The organism is Cryobacterium sp. M23 (genome assembly GCF_002929655.1).
Lineage (GTDB): Bacteria > Actinomycetota > Actinomycetes > Actinomycetales > Microbacteriaceae > Cryobacterium > Cryobacterium sandaracinum.
Genome location: NZ_PJJV01000076.1, coordinates 25,142 through 44,630 on the forward strand (window position 1 = coordinate 25,142; position 19,489 = coordinate 44,630).

Annotated in this window: 18 protein-coding genes and 3 pseudogenes; 16 read left to right on the forward strand and 5 right to left on the reverse strand. The window is 64.1% G+C overall.

Translation table 11 applies throughout. The features are described from left to right. The first annotated feature begins 24 nt into the window (after positions 1-24). Positions 25-1,245: an MFS transporter gene (locus tag CXY82_RS11660; RefSeq protein ID WP_104171136.1), complete on the forward strand. Its 1,221-nt coding sequence runs from the start codon at positions 25-27 to the stop codon at positions 1,243-1,245. A gap of 665 nt (positions 1,246-1,910) precedes the next feature. Here the strand turns inward: CXY82_RS11660 and CXY82_RS17360 are convergent. Then, the gene (locus CXY82_RS17360; RefSeq protein WP_158252181.1) at positions 1,911-2,144 is read right to left on the reverse strand and encodes a hypothetical protein; all 234 of its coding nucleotides are present in this window, start codon (positions 2,142-2,144) and stop codon (positions 1,911-1,913) included. A gap of 393 nt (positions 2,145-2,537) precedes the next feature. Here CXY82_RS17360 and CXY82_RS11665 point away from each other — a divergent pair, with 393 nt between their 5' ends. The 10 genes and pseudogenes from CXY82_RS11665 (at position 2,538) to CXY82_RS17075 (ending at position 10,983) form a co-directional block, all read left to right on the forward strand. Next, complete coding sequence (locus CXY82_RS11665; RefSeq protein WP_104171074.1) at positions 2,538-3,308, forward strand: hypothetical protein; 771 nt, start codon at positions 2,538-2,540, stop codon at positions 3,306-3,308. A 260-nt stretch (positions 3,309-3,568) separates the two neighbouring features. Further along, positions 3,569-4,039 (forward strand): class F sortase, encoded by a 471-nt coding sequence (locus CXY82_RS11670; RefSeq protein ID WP_199180943.1) that lies wholly within the window; start codon positions 3,569-3,571, stop codon positions 4,037-4,039. A gap of 100 nt (positions 4,040-4,139) precedes the next feature. Next, positions 4,140-4,658, forward strand: a complete 519-nt coding sequence (locus tag CXY82_RS11675) for a hypothetical protein (RefSeq protein WP_370443701.1) — start codon at positions 4,140-4,142, stop codon at positions 4,656-4,658. A gap of 222 nt (positions 4,659-4,880) precedes the next feature. Continuing rightward, on the forward strand, positions 4,881-5,342 hold the full coding sequence (locus CXY82_RS17625) for a CorA family divalent cation transporter (RefSeq protein ID WP_233199318.1): 462 nt from the start codon (positions 4,881-4,883) through the stop codon (positions 5,340-5,342). Between the two features lie 45 nt (positions 5,343-5,387). Then, a pseudogene (locus CXY82_RS18625) lies at positions 5,388-5,459 on the forward strand (hypothetical protein); the annotation flags it as partial. Between the two features lie 94 nt (positions 5,460-5,553). Beyond that, a complete protein-coding gene (locus CXY82_RS17635; protein WP_304481770.1) occupies positions 5,554-6,000 on the forward strand; it encodes a CorA family divalent cation transporter in 447 nt (148 codons plus the stop codon). Continuing rightward, positions 5,991-6,976 (forward strand): annotated as a pseudogene (locus CXY82_RS11685) (magnesium and cobalt transport protein CorA); the annotation flags it as partial. The gene CXY82_RS17635 and the pseudogene CXY82_RS11685, both read left to right, overlap by 10 nt. 188 nt (positions 6,977-7,164) lie before the next feature. Beyond that, positions 7,165-9,126, forward strand: coding sequence for an amino acid transporter (locus CXY82_RS11690; protein WP_370443704.1), 1,962 nt, complete (start codon positions 7,165-7,167; stop codon positions 9,124-9,126). 153 nt (positions 9,127-9,279) lie between these two features. Then, positions 9,280-9,600 (forward strand): annotated as a pseudogene (locus CXY82_RS11695) (hypothetical protein); the annotation flags it as partial. Positions 9,601-10,788: 1,188 nt separating this feature from the next. After that, positions 10,789-10,983, forward strand: coding sequence for a three-helix bundle dimerization domain-containing protein (locus CXY82_RS17075; RefSeq protein ID WP_134343049.1), 195 nt, complete (start codon positions 10,789-10,791; stop codon positions 10,981-10,983). 50 nt (positions 10,984-11,033) lie between these two features. Here the strand turns inward: CXY82_RS17075 and CXY82_RS11700 are convergent, their stop codons facing one another. Continuing rightward, positions 11,034-11,474 (reverse strand): nitroreductase family deazaflavin-dependent oxidoreductase, encoded by a 441-nt coding sequence (locus tag CXY82_RS11700; protein WP_199180947.1) that lies wholly within the window; start codon positions 11,472-11,474, stop codon positions 11,034-11,036. A 369-nt stretch (positions 11,475-11,843) separates the two neighbouring features. Here CXY82_RS11700 and CXY82_RS11705 point away from each other — a divergent pair, with 369 nt between their 5' ends. Further along, the gene (locus tag CXY82_RS11705) at positions 11,844-12,245 is read left to right on the forward strand and encodes a VOC family protein (protein WP_104171078.1); all 402 of its coding nucleotides are present in this window, start codon (positions 11,844-11,846) and stop codon (positions 12,243-12,245) included. Between the two features lie 852 nt (positions 12,246-13,097). After that, complete coding sequence (locus CXY82_RS11710) at positions 13,098-13,985, forward strand: hypothetical protein (protein ID WP_104171079.1); 888 nt, start codon at positions 13,098-13,100, stop codon at positions 13,983-13,985. Between the two features lie 383 nt (positions 13,986-14,368). Here the strand turns inward: CXY82_RS11710 and CXY82_RS11715 are convergent, their stop codons facing one another. Together CXY82_RS11715 and CXY82_RS11720 are read right to left on the reverse strand one after the other, a co-directional pair. Beyond that, positions 14,369-14,572: a hypothetical protein gene (locus tag CXY82_RS11715; protein ID WP_104171080.1), complete on the reverse strand. Its 204-nt coding sequence runs from the start codon at positions 14,570-14,572 to the stop codon at positions 14,369-14,371. A gap of 44 nt (positions 14,573-14,616) precedes the next feature. Further along, a complete protein-coding gene (locus CXY82_RS11720) occupies positions 14,617-15,282 on the reverse strand; it encodes a hypothetical protein (RefSeq protein ID WP_104171081.1) in 666 nt (221 codons plus the stop codon). A gap of 229 nt (positions 15,283-15,511) precedes the next feature. Here CXY82_RS11720 and CXY82_RS11725 point away from each other — a divergent pair, with 229 nt between their 5' ends. Both CXY82_RS11725 and CXY82_RS11730 read left to right on the forward strand, forming a co-directional pair. Further along, positions 15,512-16,201, forward strand: a complete 690-nt coding sequence (locus CXY82_RS11725) for a phosphoribosyltransferase (RefSeq protein WP_104171082.1) — start codon at positions 15,512-15,514, stop codon at positions 16,199-16,201. A gap of 7 nt (positions 16,202-16,208) precedes the next feature. Beyond that, on the forward strand, positions 16,209-18,035 hold the full coding sequence (locus tag CXY82_RS11730) for a bifunctional 3'-5' exonuclease/DNA polymerase (protein ID WP_104171083.1): 1,827 nt from the start codon (positions 16,209-16,211) through the stop codon (positions 18,033-18,035). A 51-nt stretch (positions 18,036-18,086) separates the two neighbouring features. Here CXY82_RS11730 and CXY82_RS11735 read toward each other — a convergent pair whose 3' ends face one another. After that, a complete protein-coding gene (locus CXY82_RS11735) occupies positions 18,087-18,671 on the reverse strand; it encodes a PadR family transcriptional regulator (protein WP_158252019.1) in 585 nt (194 codons plus the stop codon). Positions 18,672-18,902: 231 nt separating this feature from the next. Between CXY82_RS11735 and CXY82_RS11740 the strand changes: the two genes are divergently transcribed. Further along, on the forward strand, positions 18,903-19,424 hold the full coding sequence (locus CXY82_RS11740) for a DUF3145 domain-containing protein (RefSeq protein WP_104101883.1): 522 nt from the start codon (positions 18,903-18,905) through the stop codon (positions 19,422-19,424). The last annotated feature ends 65 nt before the right edge of the window (positions 19,425-19,489 follow it).

Below are 19,489 nucleotides of genomic sequence, written 5' to 3' on the forward strand. Positions count from 1 at the left end.
GAGTTGCGGGTGATGGGCACACCGATGGGCTCGAAAATGACTGCACGGCAGAAGGCACACCACAGCAAGGGTGTGAACCTCACCCTCGCGACTCTCACCTCCGTCGTGTGCTTCTGGGCGTGGACGAGTGTCTCGCCGCTCGGCATCCGCTATACCGAGTCGATGAATCTCTCGTCGGCCCAGACGTCTGTACTCGTGGCGATGCCCATACTCGTCGGATCGATCGGCCGCATTCCAGTGGGCGTGCTCACCGACCGATTCGGCGGACGCCTCCTGTTCACACTGGTACTGCTTGCATCCGTCCCCGCCCTCTTGCTCGTCGCGCTTGCCGGAACCCTCAACGCATTTGCCTTCCTGGTCGTGGCAGCGCTGCTGCTCGGCGTAGCCGGAACCGTGTTCGCCGTGGGAATTCCATTCGTGAGCCAGTGGTACCAACCATTCCGCCGAGGCTTTGCAACCGGCGTCTTCGGGGCAGGGATGGGCGGCACCGCAGTGTCTGCATTCTTCACTCCACGTTTGGTGGAATGGCTCGGATACGTTCCAACTCACCTCATCATCGCGACGCTCCTCCTCGTCACCGCAATATGCGTATGGACACTTATGGCAGAGGCCCCCGGATTCACGGCCAGCACTGATCCATTCCTTCCCAAGCTCACCGCGGCGGCGCGGCTCAGCGTGACGTGGCAGATGAGTTTTCTCTATGCGCTGGTCTTCGGCGGATTCGTTGCCTTTTCCACCTACCTGCCCACGTACCTCCGCCAGATATACGATTTCGACCTCACTGCCGCGGGAACACGAACGGCTGGGTTTGCGGTTGCCGCCGTTATTCTCCGCCCCATCGGCGGAATTCTTGCCGACCGCATCGGTCCGAAGCCAGTGGTAATCGGGTCGCTGGCGGCGGTGGCCGTTCTCGCTTGGGTGGTGAACCTCCGTCCCGATGGCGAGATCCCCGCCGGCCTCACCTTTGTTGCGATGGCGTCTGCACTCGGTCTCGGTGCTGGGGGAGTGTTCGCCTGGATCGGGAGGAGCGCACCGCCCGCCAGAGTGGGGGCGGTGAGCGGCATCGTCAGCGCTGCCGGAGGGTTAGGCGGATACTTCCCGCCACTGGTGATGGGGGCCACCTACAACGCTGCGGAAAACAGCTACGCGATCGGACTAATTCTCCTCGCCGGTACCGCTCTGGCCGCTCTAATTTTTACGATCCTTTTTGTGAAAAACCGACCGTCTGCCACCACGACTCAGTGACATTTCCAAAGACCTACGCCCGCTCGTTGGTATCGCCCGTCGCGTTATTTGACGGTGGCGGGGTCACCGTCGGTGACGTCGACCGGGTTTGTTAAAGCCCTGTCGGAGGTTTCCGGTGCGAGGTAGATGGCGTGACGGCGTGGATGGTGTCGTTGGCGAAGTGTGGGTTGGACTGGCCGGCAGCTTCGGGGTGCTGCGGAAGTAATCGGTCGTATCGGCTGTGTTCATTCCGATCATTGTCCCGGGTGGAGATGTTTCGGTCTGGCGCTGGGAGCACCGCGAGTTTGAGCTCACCGACGCCGAAGTGTGTGCTGCCCGATAAGGCGTATCGCGATGTGCGATCCGGTGTCCATGTCGACGTTTGTGAGCATGCGGAGCATTTTGAGGTGGGTGTTGGCGAGCAGGTGTGCCTCACCGATGACGAAGGGTATGAGCTAAGTAGGGCATCCGCTCCGCGAGCGATGTTGTGATGCAGCGACGTAAGTGGCGCTTGCAGACTGGCTTCATGACGCTCTGCCAGCGGGCGCCCGGGTCGACCTTTGAACGCCCGAGTAGCTCTGGCAACTCGAAGTCAACTGGTGTGACAGGCCCGATCGAGGAGTGGCCCCGGCGGCGGTGTCGCGACGGAAGTCTCGGCCAGGGGTGGTGGCGGTGGTGGAGGTCTTCTATTTCTTCGGACAGATCTCGCCATCCTTAGGCGTTTCCTGGTCGTGGCGACAGTTCTTCGGGAAATGATTTCCACCCCCAATCGACGCCGGCGATGGCGGACGGCCGATGTCGACGAGGCGGACCATGCGGGTGATGGTGAAATTGATCTCTATTACGCCAATCGATTCATTCGCCTGGCCTTCGTATCCGATGCTTCCTGGTGGAAGAAGGTCGACGCTTTTTTCAAGCACGCCCTGTCCATCTTCAGATCCGCGTTTTCTTGCCGTAGCCGCTGCAGCTCGGCCCCTTCAGACTCCATCACTTCGGCCCGTCGGGTTTCGTTGCGCGCCTTGAACGCGGTCACCGCGGCCCAGGGTTGCCTCGTTGACTCCGCTCTCTCGGGTGACGGTCGCGACCGCTTTGCCGGTGGTGATGATCAGCTTCACGGCCTCGTCTGCTTACTCAAGAGTGAACTCCCGACGTGATCTTTCCACAGTAAACAGTGTGTCTTGTGAGTTGTCGGCCACCAAGGCCAGGGCCACTCTTGACATATAGGGCCTGTACGCACAAACTCAATTGAAGAATACTCGTTTATGTTTTCGCTCCGATATGTTTTCGAAACTACCTCCTAGTAAGGGACTTTGATGAATAAGAAAACAGCAGTGTTTTTTGTGCCCGCGTTTGCTATTGGTGTCGCCGTATTGACGAGTGGTCCAGCCTTTGCGGCCACTGGTGACGCGTCCTACCAGGGGACGCTCGATGCGATTAACGGTAGTAATGGCAGCGGCACCATCTCCGTTGAGGTTTCCGGTGACCAGGCCACAGTCACCCAGACCGTCAAGGGTCTGGCCGAGACCTTCGACGGTAAGCCGTACCCGCACGTCCAGCACATCCACATCGGTGCGAAGGGGGAATGTCCCACCACGGCAGCTGACACCGATGGAGATGGTGTGATCAGCACGACCGAAGGTCAGCCGTCCTACGGAGAGATTGGCACAACGTTGTCCACGAGTGGCGACACGAGTCCGGCGGCCGGAACTGATCTAACGCTTGCCGGGATGGGTGCAAACTACGACTACAACCGAACCTTCACTCTGGATTCCGCCACCGCGGCCTCGCTGGAGGCAGGCACGGCGGTTGTGGTGGTCCACGGGCTAGACCCGGCCACGTTGACGAAAGCAGCACAGGACGCAAAGAGTGACTTGGTTCCGAGTCTGCCCCTGGCAGCAACGTCGCCGGCTCTGTGTGGCGCCCTGAGCGCGTCGCAAGCGAACATGCCTGACGGTGGCGTGGAAACCGGCGGTGGCAGCACTTCAAGCGGTGCTGACATGGGCCTTCTCGCCCTCGGTGCCGGGTTCCTGACCGCGGCAGGTGGCGCGGTGATGATTCGTCGGCGTCTTGCCGCACGAGGCTGAGATCGGTTTGATCCCCGGTGATTATCCCGGCTGAAAATCGTCGTCGCGGTAGCCGACTGGCTACCGCGGCGGCGGTTCTGCTCTTCACCGTCGGCTGTACGGCGATCGGTTTCGCCCTGTGGGGCAACCCTCCTCCTCCACGGCCGCCTGCCTCGGCTGCCGTGTCAGCCCCATCGCAGGAGCCCGTCTCCGTTACACCCTCACCGGAGCCCATCTCAGTTCCGCCGACTCCGCGGGTTGACCAGGTTGTCGGCCCGACCTTGACCGACTCCGAGCCCACTCAGATCAACGTCCCCGCGATTGAAGTGGACTCTGTCCTGATGCAATTGGGACAGAATCCTGATGGCACGGTGCAGACGCCGTCGTTGGACGAGGCCACGCCGGCCGGCTGGTACACCGGTTCGCCCACCCCTGGCGCGATCGGACCTTCCGTCATCCTGGGTCACGTCGACTCCAGGGTGCAGGGGCGCGCGGTGTTTTACCGACTTGGCGAGATGCGTCCCGGCGACGAGATTTTGGTTACCCGAGCCGATGCGACAGTGGCGGTATTCGTGGTCGACGGAGTGGAGAAATACCCGAAAGATGACTTTCCGCAGTTCGCCGTCTACGGCAACATCGATCATGCGGGATTACGGCTGATCACCTGTGGTGGAGAGTTCGACGAAACCACTCGTACGTACCCAGATAATGTTGTTGTCTACGCCAGCTTGGTGTCCAGCCATGCGGCGTAGCAGGGCTAAGACGCGTATCAACAGGCCCGACTGGCTGCTCGCGATTGCGGTGGCTTCCACGGCTTTGCTGGTTGGATGCGCCACTACCTCCTCTGGCGCCGTGGACACAATGGCCCCCGGAATGTCCATGCCAGGCACGTCGCCCTCCCCGATTCCGCAGTCGAGCTCGGCAGGCAGCGCGGACGCAGGACCGTCCGCAGCATCACAGATGATTTGTGGCACCGAAACACGCGACAACATCACACGTGCGCTGGCTCTCGCCGCTTCACCACACTCCGTCGACAGCTGGATCAATCGACAATACACCTGCACATACCATCTGACTGGTGGAGAATTCGTGATCTCGGTGCAGGAATCCTCGGACGCAGCGTCTGCCCGCAGCTACTTCGACACAATGCAAGGAAACCTTGCCCCAGTCCAACCCATTGAAGGACTCGCGAATCTCGGATTGCCTGCTTACGAAACCAAAGGCGGCGTGGTCGTCTTCCTTAAAGACAACATGACGTTACAAGTTGACGCCAGAAAGTTGACGGATAAGATCGGGCCGCATGGCGTCACCCGCACCGCGTTTTCCTACCAAGTAGCTACTGCCATCCTGGGCTGCTGGACCGCACACTAGTCCGTCCGCGCGTCGAATTAGCCAAGCCCGGGCCGCCTATAACGGGACTCGCGTCCTATGATCCAGCCGGGGGTTGGTGGGGATCTGTCTGGCCACCAGGGACTCTGTCCTTGCGCATGCCAGAGGCGTAACAGTGCGAAGACCATGCCGCTTGGAGAAGGATTGTCGCCCAATGCGCCTTCGTGAATCGCGAAACGGGGTTCCAGAAGATCACGGGTGTACATGGTTGACTGGGCCGTGCCCATTCCTCGTACCCGCTGTTACCGTGATGATGTCCTCATCGACGAGAACTTTGCGCTGGCCGATGTGTCCGAACATTTTGAGTTGCCCAACTCCGTGGTTTGGGTGGACCTCTGTACCCCGGATGGTGCCGACCTCGCACTACTCACCGAGGAGCTGGGTTTGCACGAGTTGGCCGTCGAAGACGCCACGAAACTGCGTCAGCGGCCGAAGCTCGATCACTATCCCGATCACTCGTTCTTGTCTGGTTACGCTGTCGGCTTCGATCCGGCCTCGAAAGCGGTTACCACCGACGAGATTGCCGCCTTCATCACGGCCCGTGCACTGGTTACCGTGCACAAGGAGGAGAGCATCGATTTGGACGCTGTGGTTGCCAGATGGGACTCTTTCCCGGACTTGGCGAAGCATGGTGTCGCCTTCCTGTTGCACGGACTGTTCGACTAACTCGTCGACGGGTACTTCGAGGCGGTAGAGGCCCTCGACGAGGAGATCGAAGAGCTCAAGAACCAGCTGTTCGTGCCCTCGGCCGACCAGGAAGCCCTGCAACGGAGTTCTTTCGCGCTCCGGAAGAGCCTGGTAACGCTTCGGCGGGTGATCCTGCCGATGCGCGAAGTGGTGAACACGCCGCCGCGACCTTCACCTTGTGGCCGACGAGATGGGTCCTTACTTTCAGGATGTCTACGACCATGTACTGTGCGCTATGAAATGGACGGAGAGCCTGCGCGACCTCGCCACGAGCATCCTCGAAGCGAATCTGGCCCTCCAGGGAAACCGGCTCAACGTGATCACCAAGAAGGTGACCGGTTATGCCGCCATCATCGCCGTACCGACGGCCGTCACCGGCTTCTACGGCCAAAACGTGCCCTACCCCGGGTTCAGCGAGATTGGAGGCTTCTTCAGTTCGGTAGCGTTGATCGTGGGCTTCTCCACGCAGTTGTTTTTCCTCTTCAAACGCAACGACTGGATCTCGGATCCTGACCCGCACTCACGTGCGGTGCTCTCCCGCCCCATCCTGATCGACGCCCTGATGGCACGCCGTCTTTGGGCTCTGCTCACACACTTTCTCGCACGACTGAACGGTGGGTCACGACCATGGCATTGATTGACAACGGCATCTACGTAGCCGGACACCGCGCCGAGAGCCCCCGCAGCCTTGAGGAAACGTACCAAGCCCTCCGCGAGGGCGCTGGCATGGCGTGGATCGGACTCTACAGACCGGACGCCACCGAGATACGGTCGGTTGCCAGCGAATTCGATCTCCGCCCGCCGGCCATCAACGAGCCAAGCTCGAGCGGTACGGATCCACGTTGTTCCTCGTCTTGCGCCCCGCACGATACATCGACGAGAAGGAAGAGGTGGAATTCGGTGAGCTTCACCTCTTCATCGGCGAGGACTTTGTTGTCACCGTTCGCCACGCGGAAGCGACGGCCCTCAGCCGGATCAGACATCGCCTCGAGGCGAATCTCCCGCTTCTTGCGAAGGGTCCACAAGCCGTGCTGTACTCCATCCTCAACGAGGTAGTCGATTAGTATGCACCCGTCATCGCCGGACTCGAGAACGATATCGACGAAATCGAAAACCAACTCTTTGACGGCGACCCCAGCGTCTCCCGACGCATCTATGACCTCTCCCGGGAAGTCATCGAGTTCCAGCGCGCGGTGCACCCCCTCCTTATCGGGATGCTCCAAGCGCTCCTCCGCGGCTCGGAAAAATACGGCGTCGAACTGGAGCTCCAACGTTCCTTCCGCGACGTCTTGGACCACGCCATCCGCGTCGTCGATCGAGCGTACTCATTCCGCGCCATCCTACAAAACGCACTAACCGTGCACTCCACCCTGGTGAATCGACGGCAGAATGACGAAATGCGCCACATGTCTGAGACGAGCCTCGCTCAGAACGAACAGGTCAAGAAGATTTCCTCCTGGGCGGCCATCCTCTTCGCCCCAGCCTTCGTCGGCACGGTCTACGGCATGAACTTCGACTTCATGCCCGAACTGCACTGGACCTTCGGATACCCGATCGCACTCGGAGAGATGGTCTTCCTTGGCGTCGCCCTGTACGTGGTCTTCAAGAAAAAAAATGGCTGTGAACCGCGCTCGAGGCCGACAGCACTTCGAGCTCAGATCTTTGCCCTGAGCGTGCGGCGCTCGCTCGTGTGTGGCTCACAATAGAGGTGTTGTTCGCATTCGATAGATCTGCTCTCACGGTCTTGTGACCGGCGCGGGCGGGATGGAAGATCACAGTGGATTCATTGGACGTTCCGGTCATCCCGGCGAGCGTTGGGCGCCCCGTCCGTTCGAGAGCGCCAGCGGGCGGCCTTGCTCGGTGGCTGCTTCGGAACCGTGTGCAGCCCGTCGGGCCAGAGAGCCCCGCAGATACCGCGACGAAGCGTCCCTGGTGGATGGTCATGTGTCTGACGGGCGTCGACTACTTTTCGACGTTGTCGTACCTGCCGAGCATCGCCGTGCTCGCTGCCGGAGCACTGGCGCCGTTGGCGACCCTGTTGATCGTTGCACTGACCCTGCTGGGGATGCTGCCGATGTACCGGCGGGTGGCGAAGGAGAGCCCGCACGGCCAGGGTTCGGTGGCGATGCTCGAGCGGCTCCTCCCATTCTGGAAGGGCAAGTTCTTCGTCCTGGTACTCCTGGGCTTCGTCGCAACGTCCTGGATCATCACGATCACCCTGTCATCGGCGGATGCCACGGTCCACCTTCTCGAGAACCCTTACGCTCCCAGCTTCCTCGAGGGGCACGCCGTGACGATCACGATCGTCCTGCTCCTGACCCTGGGCGGGGTCTTCCTCCTCGGGTTCAGCGAAGCCGTCGCGGTCGCCATCCCGCTGGTGGCGGTGTACCTCGCCCTGAATGCCGTCGTGATCGGCGTGGGCCTTTACAACGTGTTCACGGATCCAGCCGCTCTCGCCGGATGGGCCGAGGCCCTCACCGCTCGCGGCGGGGGGTTCGGTGATCTTCTCGGTCCCGCCATCATCGCTTTCCCGCTGCTCGTGTTGGGTCTGTCCGGATTCGAGACCGGGGTGAGCATGATGCCCCTGGTTGCCTCGGCAGGGAAAACCACCGAGGAGCGCCTGGCTTCACGCATCCGCAACACCCGCAAGCTCCTGACCGCGGCGGCCCTGATCATGAGCGCCTACCTCCTCTCGAGCACCTTCGTCACCACCCTCCTCATCCCCGAGGAAGCTTTCGAAGACGGCGGCGAAGCCAGCGGCCGTGCACTGGCGTACCTGGCCCATGAACTGGTCGGGAACACCTTCGGCACCGTCTACGACGTCAGCAGCATCCTCATCCTGTGGTTCGCGGGGGCGTCCGCCATGGCCGGCCTGATCAACATCGTCCCGCGCTACCTACCGTCCTACGGCATGGCCCCCGAGTGGAGCCGCGCCGTACGCCCCGTGGTCCTCGTCTACACCGGCATCAGCATCGTGATCACGATTGGCTTCAACGCCGACGTCAACGCGCAGGCCGGCGCCTACGCCACCGGCATCCTGGCCATGATGGTGTCCGGCGCCATCGCCGTCACGATCTCGGCGATCCGACGCCACCAGCGCCGGGCCAGTGTCGCCTTCACCATCCTGACCCTGATCCTCCTCTATGCCCTCGGCGCGAACATCCTGGAGAAGCCCGACGGCATAGCCATTTCGGCATTCTTCATTTTGGGGATCATCGTCGTGTCACTCGTCTCCCGGGTGTCACGCACCACCGAACTGCGGGTCGAAGCGGTCGAACTCGACGAACAAGCGCGGCGCTTCATCACCGACTCGCTCGTATTCGACGGTGCCTTGAACCTGATTGCGACAAAGCCCAAACCGGGCAAACAAACCGACTACGCCGGAAAAGAGACGGAGCAGCGGGGGATGAATCCCGTGCCGGGTCGTGCCGACGTACTGTTCCTGGAGATCGAGGTGGTGGATCCGTCTAGTTTCAGCGAGACGCTCCATGTTCGCGGTGAAGAAGTCAACGGGCTTCGGGTGCTTCGAGCCCAGAGCCCCGCAGCTCCGAACGCCATCGCCGCTATCCTCTTGGCATTGCAGGACGCATCCGGAGTGCGACCTCACGCTTACTTTGAATGGTCAGAAGGCAACCCCCTTGGGCACCTCTTGCGCTACCTCCTCCTCGGCCAAGGAGATACCGCACCCGTCGTGCGCGAAATCCTTCGCCAGAGCGAAGCTGATCCGGCACGCCGACCCGGAATCCACGTCGGCGGCGGCTGACGGCGCCCCGTACGGCGACGGTTCAGAGAAATCTGCACGGTCAGGAAATCGTGACTCACGCAGGGCGGTTCGTCTCCCCGTCGAGCCAGAGCGTATCGGATGCGTCGTTGTGGACGGTGCCGGTGCCCACCTGCCTGGTGTCGATTTTGTCGCGGCGCATCGGGCGTGGCCGTCAATGACGGCAGAGGGTTCACCTACTCGGCCTTCGGCTACCCGGCGGCGGCACCGTTCACCGGCAACACCCTGCAGTCCTGCTCCGGCACCGCCACGGACGACCCATACGCCCAGTCCGAATCGCAGGGCATCCCCTGCGGCATGACCGGTGGATCATCCGGCGGCCCGCGGTTCATCGGCAGTGGTTCGGCCGGCTATCAGAACTCGGTCAACAGTTTCGGCTACAACAACGTCGCGAACACCATGTTCGGGCCGTACTGGGGATCGGTCATCGAGAGCGCCTATGCCGCCGCCGCCTGAACCTGACCCGAATGACGAACCCGGCCCCGCAGCCGTCGCGCACGAGAATCTGACCGCGGACCCGTCCGGCGCCGAATGGGACGAAGACCGGATGCGCGCGGCGCGACCACGAGCGATCCGTCTCAACCCGGACGGCACTCGCGTTTCGGATGAAGTACCGGGGCAACCGGAACCGACGGACGTACAGTAGAACCATCTGCGGGACAGCACCGGCAAGTCGGGGGTCCGCCGCGTACCGCGGTATGCGGCGGACCCGTGCTGTCATCCGGGGTCGAGGCCACGGGGACAGCCAGGGAGCCGATCGCAACCTCTCACCCCGTTCCGCAGCGGTGACAGGGATCGGGAACCGTCGAGGATCATTGACTGCTGAGGGTCTGGGAATGGCTCGAAGACCCCCTGCTCGATGAGGCGGTGCGCATCGAGGGTCGCAAGGAGCACCCACGAGAGTGGCATCGGCACGAGGGTATCGACAACCGCTTGAGCATAGATGCGGCCAGGACCCACGCGGAGCTGTCGGCGAGGGCTGTCAGAGCGTTCGTCTGCGACGTGGTGAGGGGTGCCTGGGTGTAGGGAGCGCGATTCGTGTCGGACCGGAACAGGGATGAATAGTCCTCGGTGGCCACGGATGCGTGCATCGCCAGGGTGACCCGCGCGACCGGCTTGTGGCGCATCGACGTCTTCAGGTCCGTCTCGTCATAGCTCCCGCCCGGGAATAAATCGAACGACGCCGAGTACCCGAGATGTTGACCATTGCTGGGATGATGCCGAGGAGTGCGAGCACGGCGATGATCTTGCATGAAGAGTGTGATCAGAATCGGCGGGCACGTCAGGAGACGAAAAACGAGGAAGGCCGCGGTGATCGGGTTGGCGAGATCAGGCTGTCGTCTATCCCGTCAACTGAGCGCCCAACCACGCTGCCAACGAAGGCCGGGGCGGCAGAGGCAACCGTCGGACCCCGCCAAGTCTCGGCCCGATATCCGCTCGTCCCGGCTCGATCGCGATGGACGCAAGGCACGCACTCAAGGTTCATCTTGTGAAGATCCCATGACTTCATCGTGCACCCTCGACCGGGAGATGCGTAATTTCCGTTCCGTGCTGGTCGCTGACGAAAGCGATGGGCAGAGTGCGCAACTTTCGCTGACAGCAACGCCTTGATAGGCAGCTCCCGACGGTGGGACACTGGAAGTTGTGAACCTCAACGATGAATTGCAGGCCGTGGAAAAAGTGGTGGATCGACTCACGAAACGATTCCCAAATGTGCCACGGTCGAGCGTTGAAAGAGCTGTCCGCGAGGAGCATCAGAACTTCTCCGGCCGCCCGATACGTGACTTTGTTCCCGTTCTCGTCGAACACGGTGTCAAGGAACGCTTACGCAAACAGTGAGCCACGGTTCAGCGGGTTAGTGCGCGACCACCAGTGGTGCCCGTTGCGCCTTAGTGGACATCCCGGATCATGAACACCGGGAAGTCAGCTGCTATGTTTTCGAATGCCGAGACCGGCTCCGACTGATCGACCGGAATAAGCGGTCGGGCGCCGGGTGCTTGCGCCAGGTATGACTTGATAATCGGTGCGCTGGCATCCGCGCGAACCTCTTCGAGTAGCACCGGTCGCCTGCGCCCCGCGTGGATGACGGCGCTCCCACTCGCGGCCCGCACATTGCGCACCCACCACGAGCCCTGGCCCAGCATCGAAACCACGTACTCACAACCTTCGTAGCGGGCCACCACGAGCGGCAGGGTGAGCAGGGTGTGCGACTTCGGATTGACGGTCTCGAGGCTTACCGCGCCGTGGCCAACGATACCGAGCGAGAACACCATCGCGCTGATTCGGTTCAGCAAACGCGCCCACCGGTTCGGGCGCCCGCCGACGTACATGCGCCGTAACGAGTCTCCACGGATCATGTCGGGTCGCCGCTGATCTTGAAGTGGGTGTTGTGCACGAATTTTGGCCTGAGAGGTGTGCCTCTCTCGTTTTCTGACTGACACCATCGTTGCGGCTGTGTCGCTCGGGCGAGCTGACAGTACCATCGCATCATGGCGCGACCATTGCCAGTGAATAGCCGATACCGTAACCGTAGGGGACGGTACACCGTCGCCGATCTTGATGACGTGCACCAATGTCAGGGCGCGACCGCGGCCAAGGGATGTCCTACTTCAGCGAATCGACGATCACCAGCTCGATCAGACAACGAACCCTCACAGCGTTCTTGCGATCGGTGGTAGGTCGATCTGTATGCTTTGCATATGATGGCGCCGCAGATCTATGTCACTTTCCCCGGTACAGCGCGCGAAGCGCTCCGCTTCTATGCGGATGTTTTCAGTGGAGAGCTCACCCTGCATACCTACGAGGATTTCGGTCGCAGCGACGGCCCGCCCCACAACATAGCTCACGGAGTGCTCGAGGGCGTAGTTGTATTGATGGGATCCGATGCAGCCGCAGGTGAAAAAAGTGTTCGGCTTGATGGCGTCAAGCTCTCATTGCTGGGCGCCGCTGAACCGGAAATTCTCCACGAGTGGTTTGACAAACTCGCGATGGGCGGCCAGATCGTTGACTACCTTGCCCCAAAGCATTGGGGTGCTTCGGATGGCCAAGTCATCGACCGTCATGGACTGCACTGGCTCATCGGATACGAACTCGGGCAATGAGCGGCACACAACGCTCGATCGTGGAGAGCGACAAGGTCCTCGTGAGGATCGATCTGGATGTCCCTCCCTGTTGAACCCCTCCAACAAGTGTTCTTGATCGCTGCTGATCTCCACCGAGCTTGCCCCCTGTCGCCCTTTTGGAGAGCCTCGAAGCGGATGCTGTGCCCGGCCCGTCCGCGGCGGCCCGACCGGTCCCGACCGGACGTGCTCGCCGTCAGAGACCTGATCAGCAACGGCGGCCAACAGAAAGTCGTGATCAACGCACCGGCTGTCCGCGAGTGCTCACCCGCATGTGGGCGTCGAAGTCGGGCAACTTATTGCATCGGGTGCACCCCGTATTTCGCTTCGAGCGTGGCATCCGTCACAATCTCCAGCCTGGACATGCCGCGACCGGTCTGGCAGCGCATCACGCCGGGTCAGCGAAGTATCGACGACCACGGCGAGACACCCAAAGCCTGAGCGAGGCCGTGACGTCGCGAAGCCGAGCGGCGCCTGACGGCGCCTGACGGCAGGCTGAGAGCTTAGGGCTGCGAACTCCACACCTAAAGTTCCCTCAAAACAAATCTGCCGAAGTTCACCTGTACCACCCCGTTACGCGGACAACGAGTTGTCCTGACTCGAGCCTACCGACGTGCACCGGCATCGGTGGCGGCCAAGTACGGATGACTTTGCCAGCTACAACGGAGCATCTGTCCAGAAAATGAGTGCAAGCTGGAAATTTGGTTCACGCGGCTACATCTGGCCGCAAGTCCACCGATTAAGGTGCGCCGAGAATCGTGTAGCCCGGCCGCATCGCATTTGGAAGTCATGCGCTCTGCTTCACCCCGTTCACCCCTGACCGCCCGGCGAGAAATGAACGCCAAACGTAAACGTTCGCGCACCAGATCCGTCGCTGTCGGCACCGGAGCAGCTCTCGGTCTCCTCGGCCTGATCATGGGAATTGGTGCGGTGTCACAGGCATCCGCGGTTAGTTCTGCCGGCATCGCCGCGACGACGGAGCTCTCCGAAAGCACCGGCTTGCATCACGAGCAGCTCAGCGTCTACTCCGCCATAGCCACAAAAACCGCCCATGACCGAGCGGAGAGCACCCTCAGTGACGCCGGAACGGTGATCACGGCCATGGCGAACAAGGTGGATCCGACCCCACTGGCGTCATCCGTTGCCGCGCTCGGGGACTACAAGTCGTTGGAAACGGACACCGTCATCGAGCTCACCGAACAGACTCAGGAGGCGGCCGACACGGCCCGTTCGGCTGTGGCCGAGGTAGACCGAGCCGCCGCCGAGGCCGCAGCAGCGGCCGCCGCCGAGGCCGCTCGCGCCCAGGCCGAGGCTGCCGCTCAGGCTCAGGGTCAGGCGGACGCCCGGGCCGCGGCCGCGGATGCGGCGCGCGATTCTGCTCCAGCTGCTGAGTCCCAGCCCGTCGCCGGCGGCAACACGCCCGCCGAGGCGAAGGCGACGGCCCGGGCGATGGCAGCCTCGAAGTACGGCTGGGGTGAGTCCGAGTTCTCCTGCCTCGTACAGCTCTGGAACAAGGAATCCGGCTGGTCGTACACGGCCAACAACCCCAGCGGCGCCACCGGAATCCCTCAGGCCCTGCCCGGGAGCAAGATGGCCACGGCGGGATCCGACTGGGCCACGAACGCGACGACGCAGATCTCCTGGGGTCTCGGCTACATCAAGGCCGGGTACGGCACCCCGTGCGGAGCCTGGGCGCATTCCGTGACCAACAACTGGTATTGACCGCACCTGACCTGACCTGACCTGACCTGACCTGACCTGACCCGACCGGGCAACGGATTCGGGGGTGAGCCGCAGGTCGAGGTGGACGGTCATGCTCCTGGCTGCTCCACAGTCGAACGGGTGGAAGGCTCAGTGTGCGTTGAGGAGGGCCCCTGCGTCGATCGTCGTGCGCGGTGCGCGAGCCGGGGCCCCCGCACGCCGCTGACTCTGGCGAGCGACCTCACGCAGGTCCCACAGATTCTCCCGGGTGACGGAGACAGTCGGGCATCACCTCCCCATGCCGGACCCCTGCACCGGGGTGCCATCCAGCAGTGACGCATCGGCGAGGATGACCCTGCCGGGGTTCACGGAGAAATACCGGGGGAGCCGGTCGAATTTGGCGGTCAGGTCGACCAGCAGGTCACACTGATCCGACCGCCGCACGTCGGCGGCCAGCTCGGCCTCTCGTCGACGGCGCGGCGGAAGTCGCGCGCGACGATGCGCCATGGCTGCTTGGCGATCGCGTCGATCATCTCGCCCGACAGGCTCAGGGCCAGGGCCAGGCCGGCGTACCGCACAGCGCCCCGGCCGCGGTAGGCGTTCGTCATCGACATCAGGCTGACCCGGTCGGCGCCAAAAAAACCTGTGCGAGTCAGCCGAGTGCTCCCGGCCGTCTGCGTGCGATGAAGAACGGTCGCACCGACACCAGGTAGAAGGCGACGAGCGCGGCCAGCAACCCCGATGCGGATGCCCCGACGGCGACGCCCCAGAGCAGCCGGGGCCCATTGCCGGGCACGATCACGCCGGTGATGTTGCCGTTCGCGGGCGGCTCCGTGGGCATCATCGCCGGAGTCGGCGTGCTGGTGTTCTCCGGCCCGTTGGTCGTTCCTGCGCGCTCGCCTGGAGCGGGAGCAGAGGTCGGGGCTGGATCCACGTTCTCGTCAGGTGGGGCTTCCGACGGTTCCGCCGCCGTCGCCGACGGTGGAACGACAACCGGCGTGGACTGTGGCCCGGCCGAGGGGGCCGGCTCTGCCGGGGGAGTGGTGGCGGGTTCCTCAGGTGGTGGCGAGGGGAACTTGGTCGGAGTGGGGGTGGGAGGGGGCGGCGGAGTCGGTGTCGGTCCGGGGGTGGTTTCACCCTCGGTCAGGGCCACACACTGTGCCTCCCCGTCGACATCGACGATCATCACGGTTCCGCCCGGGCACTCGCTGGCGGAGACGCGGGTCGCACTCGGCATCACGGTGCCGAGCGTCAGCAGGAGAGCGATCCCGGCCGTGAGCCCGGTCGCGGCAATCAGGGTGGTGAGTCGTCGATACACAGCTGATCCAGGTTCCGTTCGATGGTGCCGTGAGTGTTCTGGTTGACCCGAGTCTGCCCTCGGTCTTCGGACGCGTCCAGTGCCCGGGACCACCGAAGTGGCATGTGTGCAAGTCAGCTCGAATCGGGTCGCCGCGCCTGAGCCCCGGGCGGCCCTCGACAAAGCCGAGAGTCGGCGGCAGAATCGGTCTAGGCGGACCCGCAAAAGGTATTCGCCGGGTGGGAGCCTCATGTTCACGAATCGGAGCGAGGCCGGCCGACTGCTGGCCGAACCACTGATCGAACGACTGACCGAGCTTGAGGCGCACGACCCGGTGGTCTACGCCCTCCCGCGGGGCGGTGTGCCTGTGGCGATCGAGGTCGCTCGGCGCCTGCAAGCCCCGCTGGACCTCATCCTGGTGCGCAAGATCGGGGCCCCGGGCTATCCGGAGGTCGCGATGGGGGCGGTCGTCGACGGTGCTAGTCCACAGGCGATCGTCAATGAGGACGTGTTCGCCGCCACCGGGGGCGACTCGCTGGGTTTGGCCCAAGCCCGCCGTCGCGAGCTGGCCGAAATCGCACGACGTCGCACCCTCTACCTCGATGACCGCCCGCAGATCAGTCCGCGGGGCCGTGTCGCCGTCGTCGTGGACGACGGCCTCGCGACGGGAGCCACGGCCAAGGCAGCCCTCGCGGCCCTGAAACGGCAGGGCGCCGCACTCACGGTGCTCGCGGTCCCGGTCGCACCCGCCGAGCTGCTCGGGGAGATGCGGCAGTATGCGGATGTCATCGTCGTGCTGCACGCCCCGCAGGAGTTGTGGGCAATCGGGCCCTTCTACACCGACTTCCACCAACTCTCAGACAACGAGACCGTCGCCCTGCTGCAGGAGGCGTGGGCTGAGGCCGACGCCACTCCACCGACAGACGGCCGGCCGAACTGACGGTCATATGACGGATGCTTTTCCCGCCGGCACGGTCCCGAACCGGCAGAATGGGCAGGTGCACCTTCTGGCGAGTCGAACGGGAAACGGGGAGATCCTCGTGCTGTCGCTCGACGCCGAGGGCAACGTCGCGGGGCCAGCACTCCGTTTGCCTTCACACGAATTCCCCGGCTATGTGCTCGGTCAGGAGCGAGACCGGCCCCGTTGGGTGTGGGAGGACACGGCCCGCATCTACCCGCTGCTCCTGGCGGCCGGAATCAGGGTGCACCGCGCCCACGACTTGCGCCTGTGCCACGCGATCCTGCGCCAGTCGTCGCTGACCCAGGCAAGCGCGCTGGCCCGGGCGGAGCCGAGCCGCTGGGATCGGGCGGTGGCCTTCGAACCGGCCGCGTCCGCATCCGAGGTGACACTCTTCGACCTGTTCGACAGCGACGGTGACAGCGCCGCCGGCAGCGACACCGAGACCGCCGCCGACGGCGTGACCGGCCGCGACGCCGGCAGCGCGGCCGCTGGGTTCGGTACGCAGGCGGAATACCGGCGCCAGCTCGACGCGGTCCGCGCATCTGCGGAGCCCGGCCGCCTCCGCCTGCTGCTCGCCGCGGAATCGGCCGGGGCGCTGATCGCCGCCGAGATGCAGTTCGCCGGCCTGCCGTGGCGCACCGACGTGCACGACGCTCTGCTGACCCGCGAACTCGGCCCCCGCGTCGCCCCGGGCATCCGGCCCGAACGCCTCGAAAACCTCGCTCGGCGCATCCGTGACGCCGTTGGCGAACCCGGTCTCAACCCCGACTCGCAGCCCGACCTGATGCGGGCACTGCAGAAGGTCGGCCTGAAGGTGACGTCCACCCGCGCCTGGGAGCTCAAGGAGCTCACCCACCCTGTGATCGATCCGCTGCTCGAATACAAGAAGCTGGCCCGGCTGCTCAGCGCGAACGGCTGGTATTGGATGGACACCTGGATCGTCGACGGCCGGTTCCATCCCGAGTACATCCCCGGCGGGGTGGTGACGGGCCGCTGGGCCACTCGGGGCGGGGGAGCCCTGCAGCTGCCCAAACAGGTGCGCGGCGCAGTCGTCGCCGATGCGGGCTGGAAGCTCGTGGTCGCGGACGCCGCGCAGCTCGAGCCGCGCGTCCTCGCCGCCCTGTCGGCCGACACGGCCATGGCCCAGGCCGGCCGGGGAACGGACCTGTACGCCGGGATCGTCGCCGGGGGCGTCGTGGAGACCCGCGACCACGCCAAGGTGGCCATGCTCGGGGCCATGTACGGCGCCACCAGCGGGGAGAGCGGGCGCCTCCTGCCCCGGCTCGCGAAGGCCTTTCCGAGGGCACTGGCCCTCACCGAAACGGCCGCACGCGCCGGGGAACGCGGCGAGAGCGTGACGACACGGCTTGGGCGTTCCTCCCCGCGGCCCGGGGAACGCTGGCTGGCCACCCAGGCCAAGGCCTACGACCCCGGGGCGACGGATGCCGACGAGCGCCGGGCCCGCAGTCAGGCGCGAGACTGGGGCCGCTTCACCCGCAATTTCATCGTTCAGGGCAGCGCCGCGGAATGGGCGCTGTGCTGGATGGCGGAGGTGCGCCGGGAACTGCGAATGCTGCCCCAGGGTGCTCAAGGGGTTCAGGGTGCCTCCGGGTCGGAATTCGACCGGGCCCCGCACCTGGTTTTCTTCCTGCACGACGAGGTCATGGTGCACACGCCCGCCGCGCTGGCAGATACCGTCGAGGAGATCATCCGGCGCGCAGCGGATACCGCCGGCCGGCACTTGTTCGGCGATTTCCCGGTCGATTTCCTGCTCACCGTTGCGACGGTCGACAGCTACGCGCAGGCGAAGTAGGTGCGACCCCTGCAGAGGCGACGGCAGCTCCGACGGTGCGTGTCGTCCAGGTCAGGCGACGGATGCCGGTCGTCGTCCGCGCTTCGGCCGCACGTCGTTCAGACCGTGCCGAAAACCCGCGGCGTGGCCGTCCTCGAGCAGCGCGTCGACGTCCCGAAGCCAGTCCAGCGCAGCGGCGGACAGCGCGGCCCGGGCGGCGCCCGCCAAGCGCTCCGCGCCCGTGGCCGCGGCGTCCATGGTCGCAGTCTCGGTGCTTGACTGCCACCGCTGGCGGTACCGGGCAACGATGCCGCGCGCATCGATGCCCAGCACCTGAGGATCAGGGAGGGAGACGGCGATCAGGACCCGGTCGACCAGGTCGCTCCACTCGTTGCCGGGAGCGCTCTCGGTATCGGCCAGCCAGTGGAGCGCCTCGGCCTGGCCGAGCGCGGTGATTCGGTACAGCGGTAGGCCGTCTGCGGTGCTGCCGGCCGATTCAACGGCCGCCTGTTTCACCAGCCGCTCAAGAGTGCCGTAGATCTGCCCGACGTTGACCGCCCGCCGACCGGCCGTTCGAGACTCCAGCTCGCCATGAATCTGGAAGCCATAGGCCGGACCGATCGTGAGGATCGCCAGCAGGCAGCTGCGAACAGACATGGGACCTCCGGTGGCCAAGGTATGACCATACTGAGTATAGCGAACGGAGATCCGGTCCCGGCTCGAGTCTTGTGATCGCAGGGGTCGCTGAGGCATAATTCATGGATGCAGCGCCTGCGCGGTGCGTCGACCGTTGGTCATAGGTTCAAGTTCTCGATAAGTTCACAGCACGCCGCATTGTTTCGTTCAGAGGTCGTTGGGGAAGACGCACCTCACAGAACGGGAGAAACGATGGTGGCTACACACGCTCGGCAGGAAGCGACTGCGCGCGGCTACATTTACGTGCATTCTTCGCCTCGCGCTCTGAGTCCCCATGTGGAGTGGGCGGTGGGTCGCGCCCTGGGCGTGCCCGTCAGTTTCGACTGGTCTGAGCAGCCCGTGCTCCGCGGAGCGCAGCGGGCCGAGTACCAGTGGGAGGGCGCCTGCGGTACGGGGGCGCGGCTCGCGTCGGCGCTCCGCGGGTGGGACCACCTTCGCTTTGAGGTCACCGAGGACGCCGGTTTCGGCGCCGATGGGGCGCGCTGGCTGCACACCCCCGACCTGGGCATCTTCTTCGCCCAGACCGACACGGCCGGTAACGTCGTTATCCCGGAGGACCGGCTGCGCCACGCCATGGACCTGGCCGGGGCAAACGCGCTGGAGCTCCACCGGCAGCTCCGCATTACGCTCGGGCAGGCCTGGGACGACGAGCTCGAACCGTTCCGGCACGCCGGCGATTTCAACTCGGTCGTGTGGTTGCACCAGGTGGGCTGACGTGCAGCGCAAGGTCGCTCCCGAACACGGGAAGGCCCCGACCGGTGCCGGTCGGGGCCATCCCG

Bases quoted from the DNA above. Each gene is read 5' to 3' on its own strand.
- CXY82_RS11660 (WP_104171136.1), top strand. From the start codon at position 25: ATGGGCTCGAAAATGACTGCACGGCAGAAGGCACACCACAGCAAGGGT.
- CXY82_RS11665 (WP_104171074.1), top strand. From the start codon at position 2,538: ATGAATAAGAAAACAGCAGTGTTTTTTGTGCCCGCGTTTGCTATTGGT.
- CXY82_RS17625 (WP_233199318.1), top strand. From the start codon at position 4,881: ATGGTTGACTGGGCCGTGCCCATTCCTCGTACCCGCTGTTACCGTGAT.
- CXY82_RS17635 (WP_304481770.1), top strand. From the start codon at position 5,554: ATGGGTCCTTACTTTCAGGATGTCTACGACCATGTACTGTGCGCTATG.
- CXY82_RS11700 (WP_199180947.1), bottom strand. From the start codon at position 11,474: ATGTACGTCGGCGGGCGCCCGAACCGGTGGGCGCGTTTGCTGAACCGA.
- CXY82_RS11705 (WP_104171078.1), top strand. From the start codon at position 11,844: ATGATGGCGCCGCAGATCTATGTCACTTTCCCCGGTACAGCGCGCGAA.
- CXY82_RS11710 (WP_104171079.1), top strand. From the start codon at position 13,098: ATGAACGCCAAACGTAAACGTTCGCGCACCAGATCCGTCGCTGTCGGC.
- CXY82_RS11715 (WP_104171080.1), bottom strand. From the start codon at position 14,572: ATGACGAACGCCTACCGCGGCCGGGGCGCTGTGCGGTACGCCGGCCTG.
- CXY82_RS11725 (WP_104171082.1), top strand. From the start codon at position 15,512: ATGTTCACGAATCGGAGCGAGGCCGGCCGACTGCTGGCCGAACCACTG.
- CXY82_RS11730 (WP_104171083.1), top strand. From the start codon at position 16,209: ATGACGGATGCTTTTCCCGCCGGCACGGTCCCGAACCGGCAGAATGGG.
- CXY82_RS11735 (WP_158252019.1), bottom strand. From the start codon at position 18,671: ATGTCTGTTCGCAGCTGCCTGCTGGCGATCCTCACGATCGGTCCGGCC.
- CXY82_RS11740 (WP_104101883.1), top strand. From the start codon at position 18,903: ATGGTGGCTACACACGCTCGGCAGGAAGCGACTGCGCGCGGCTACATT.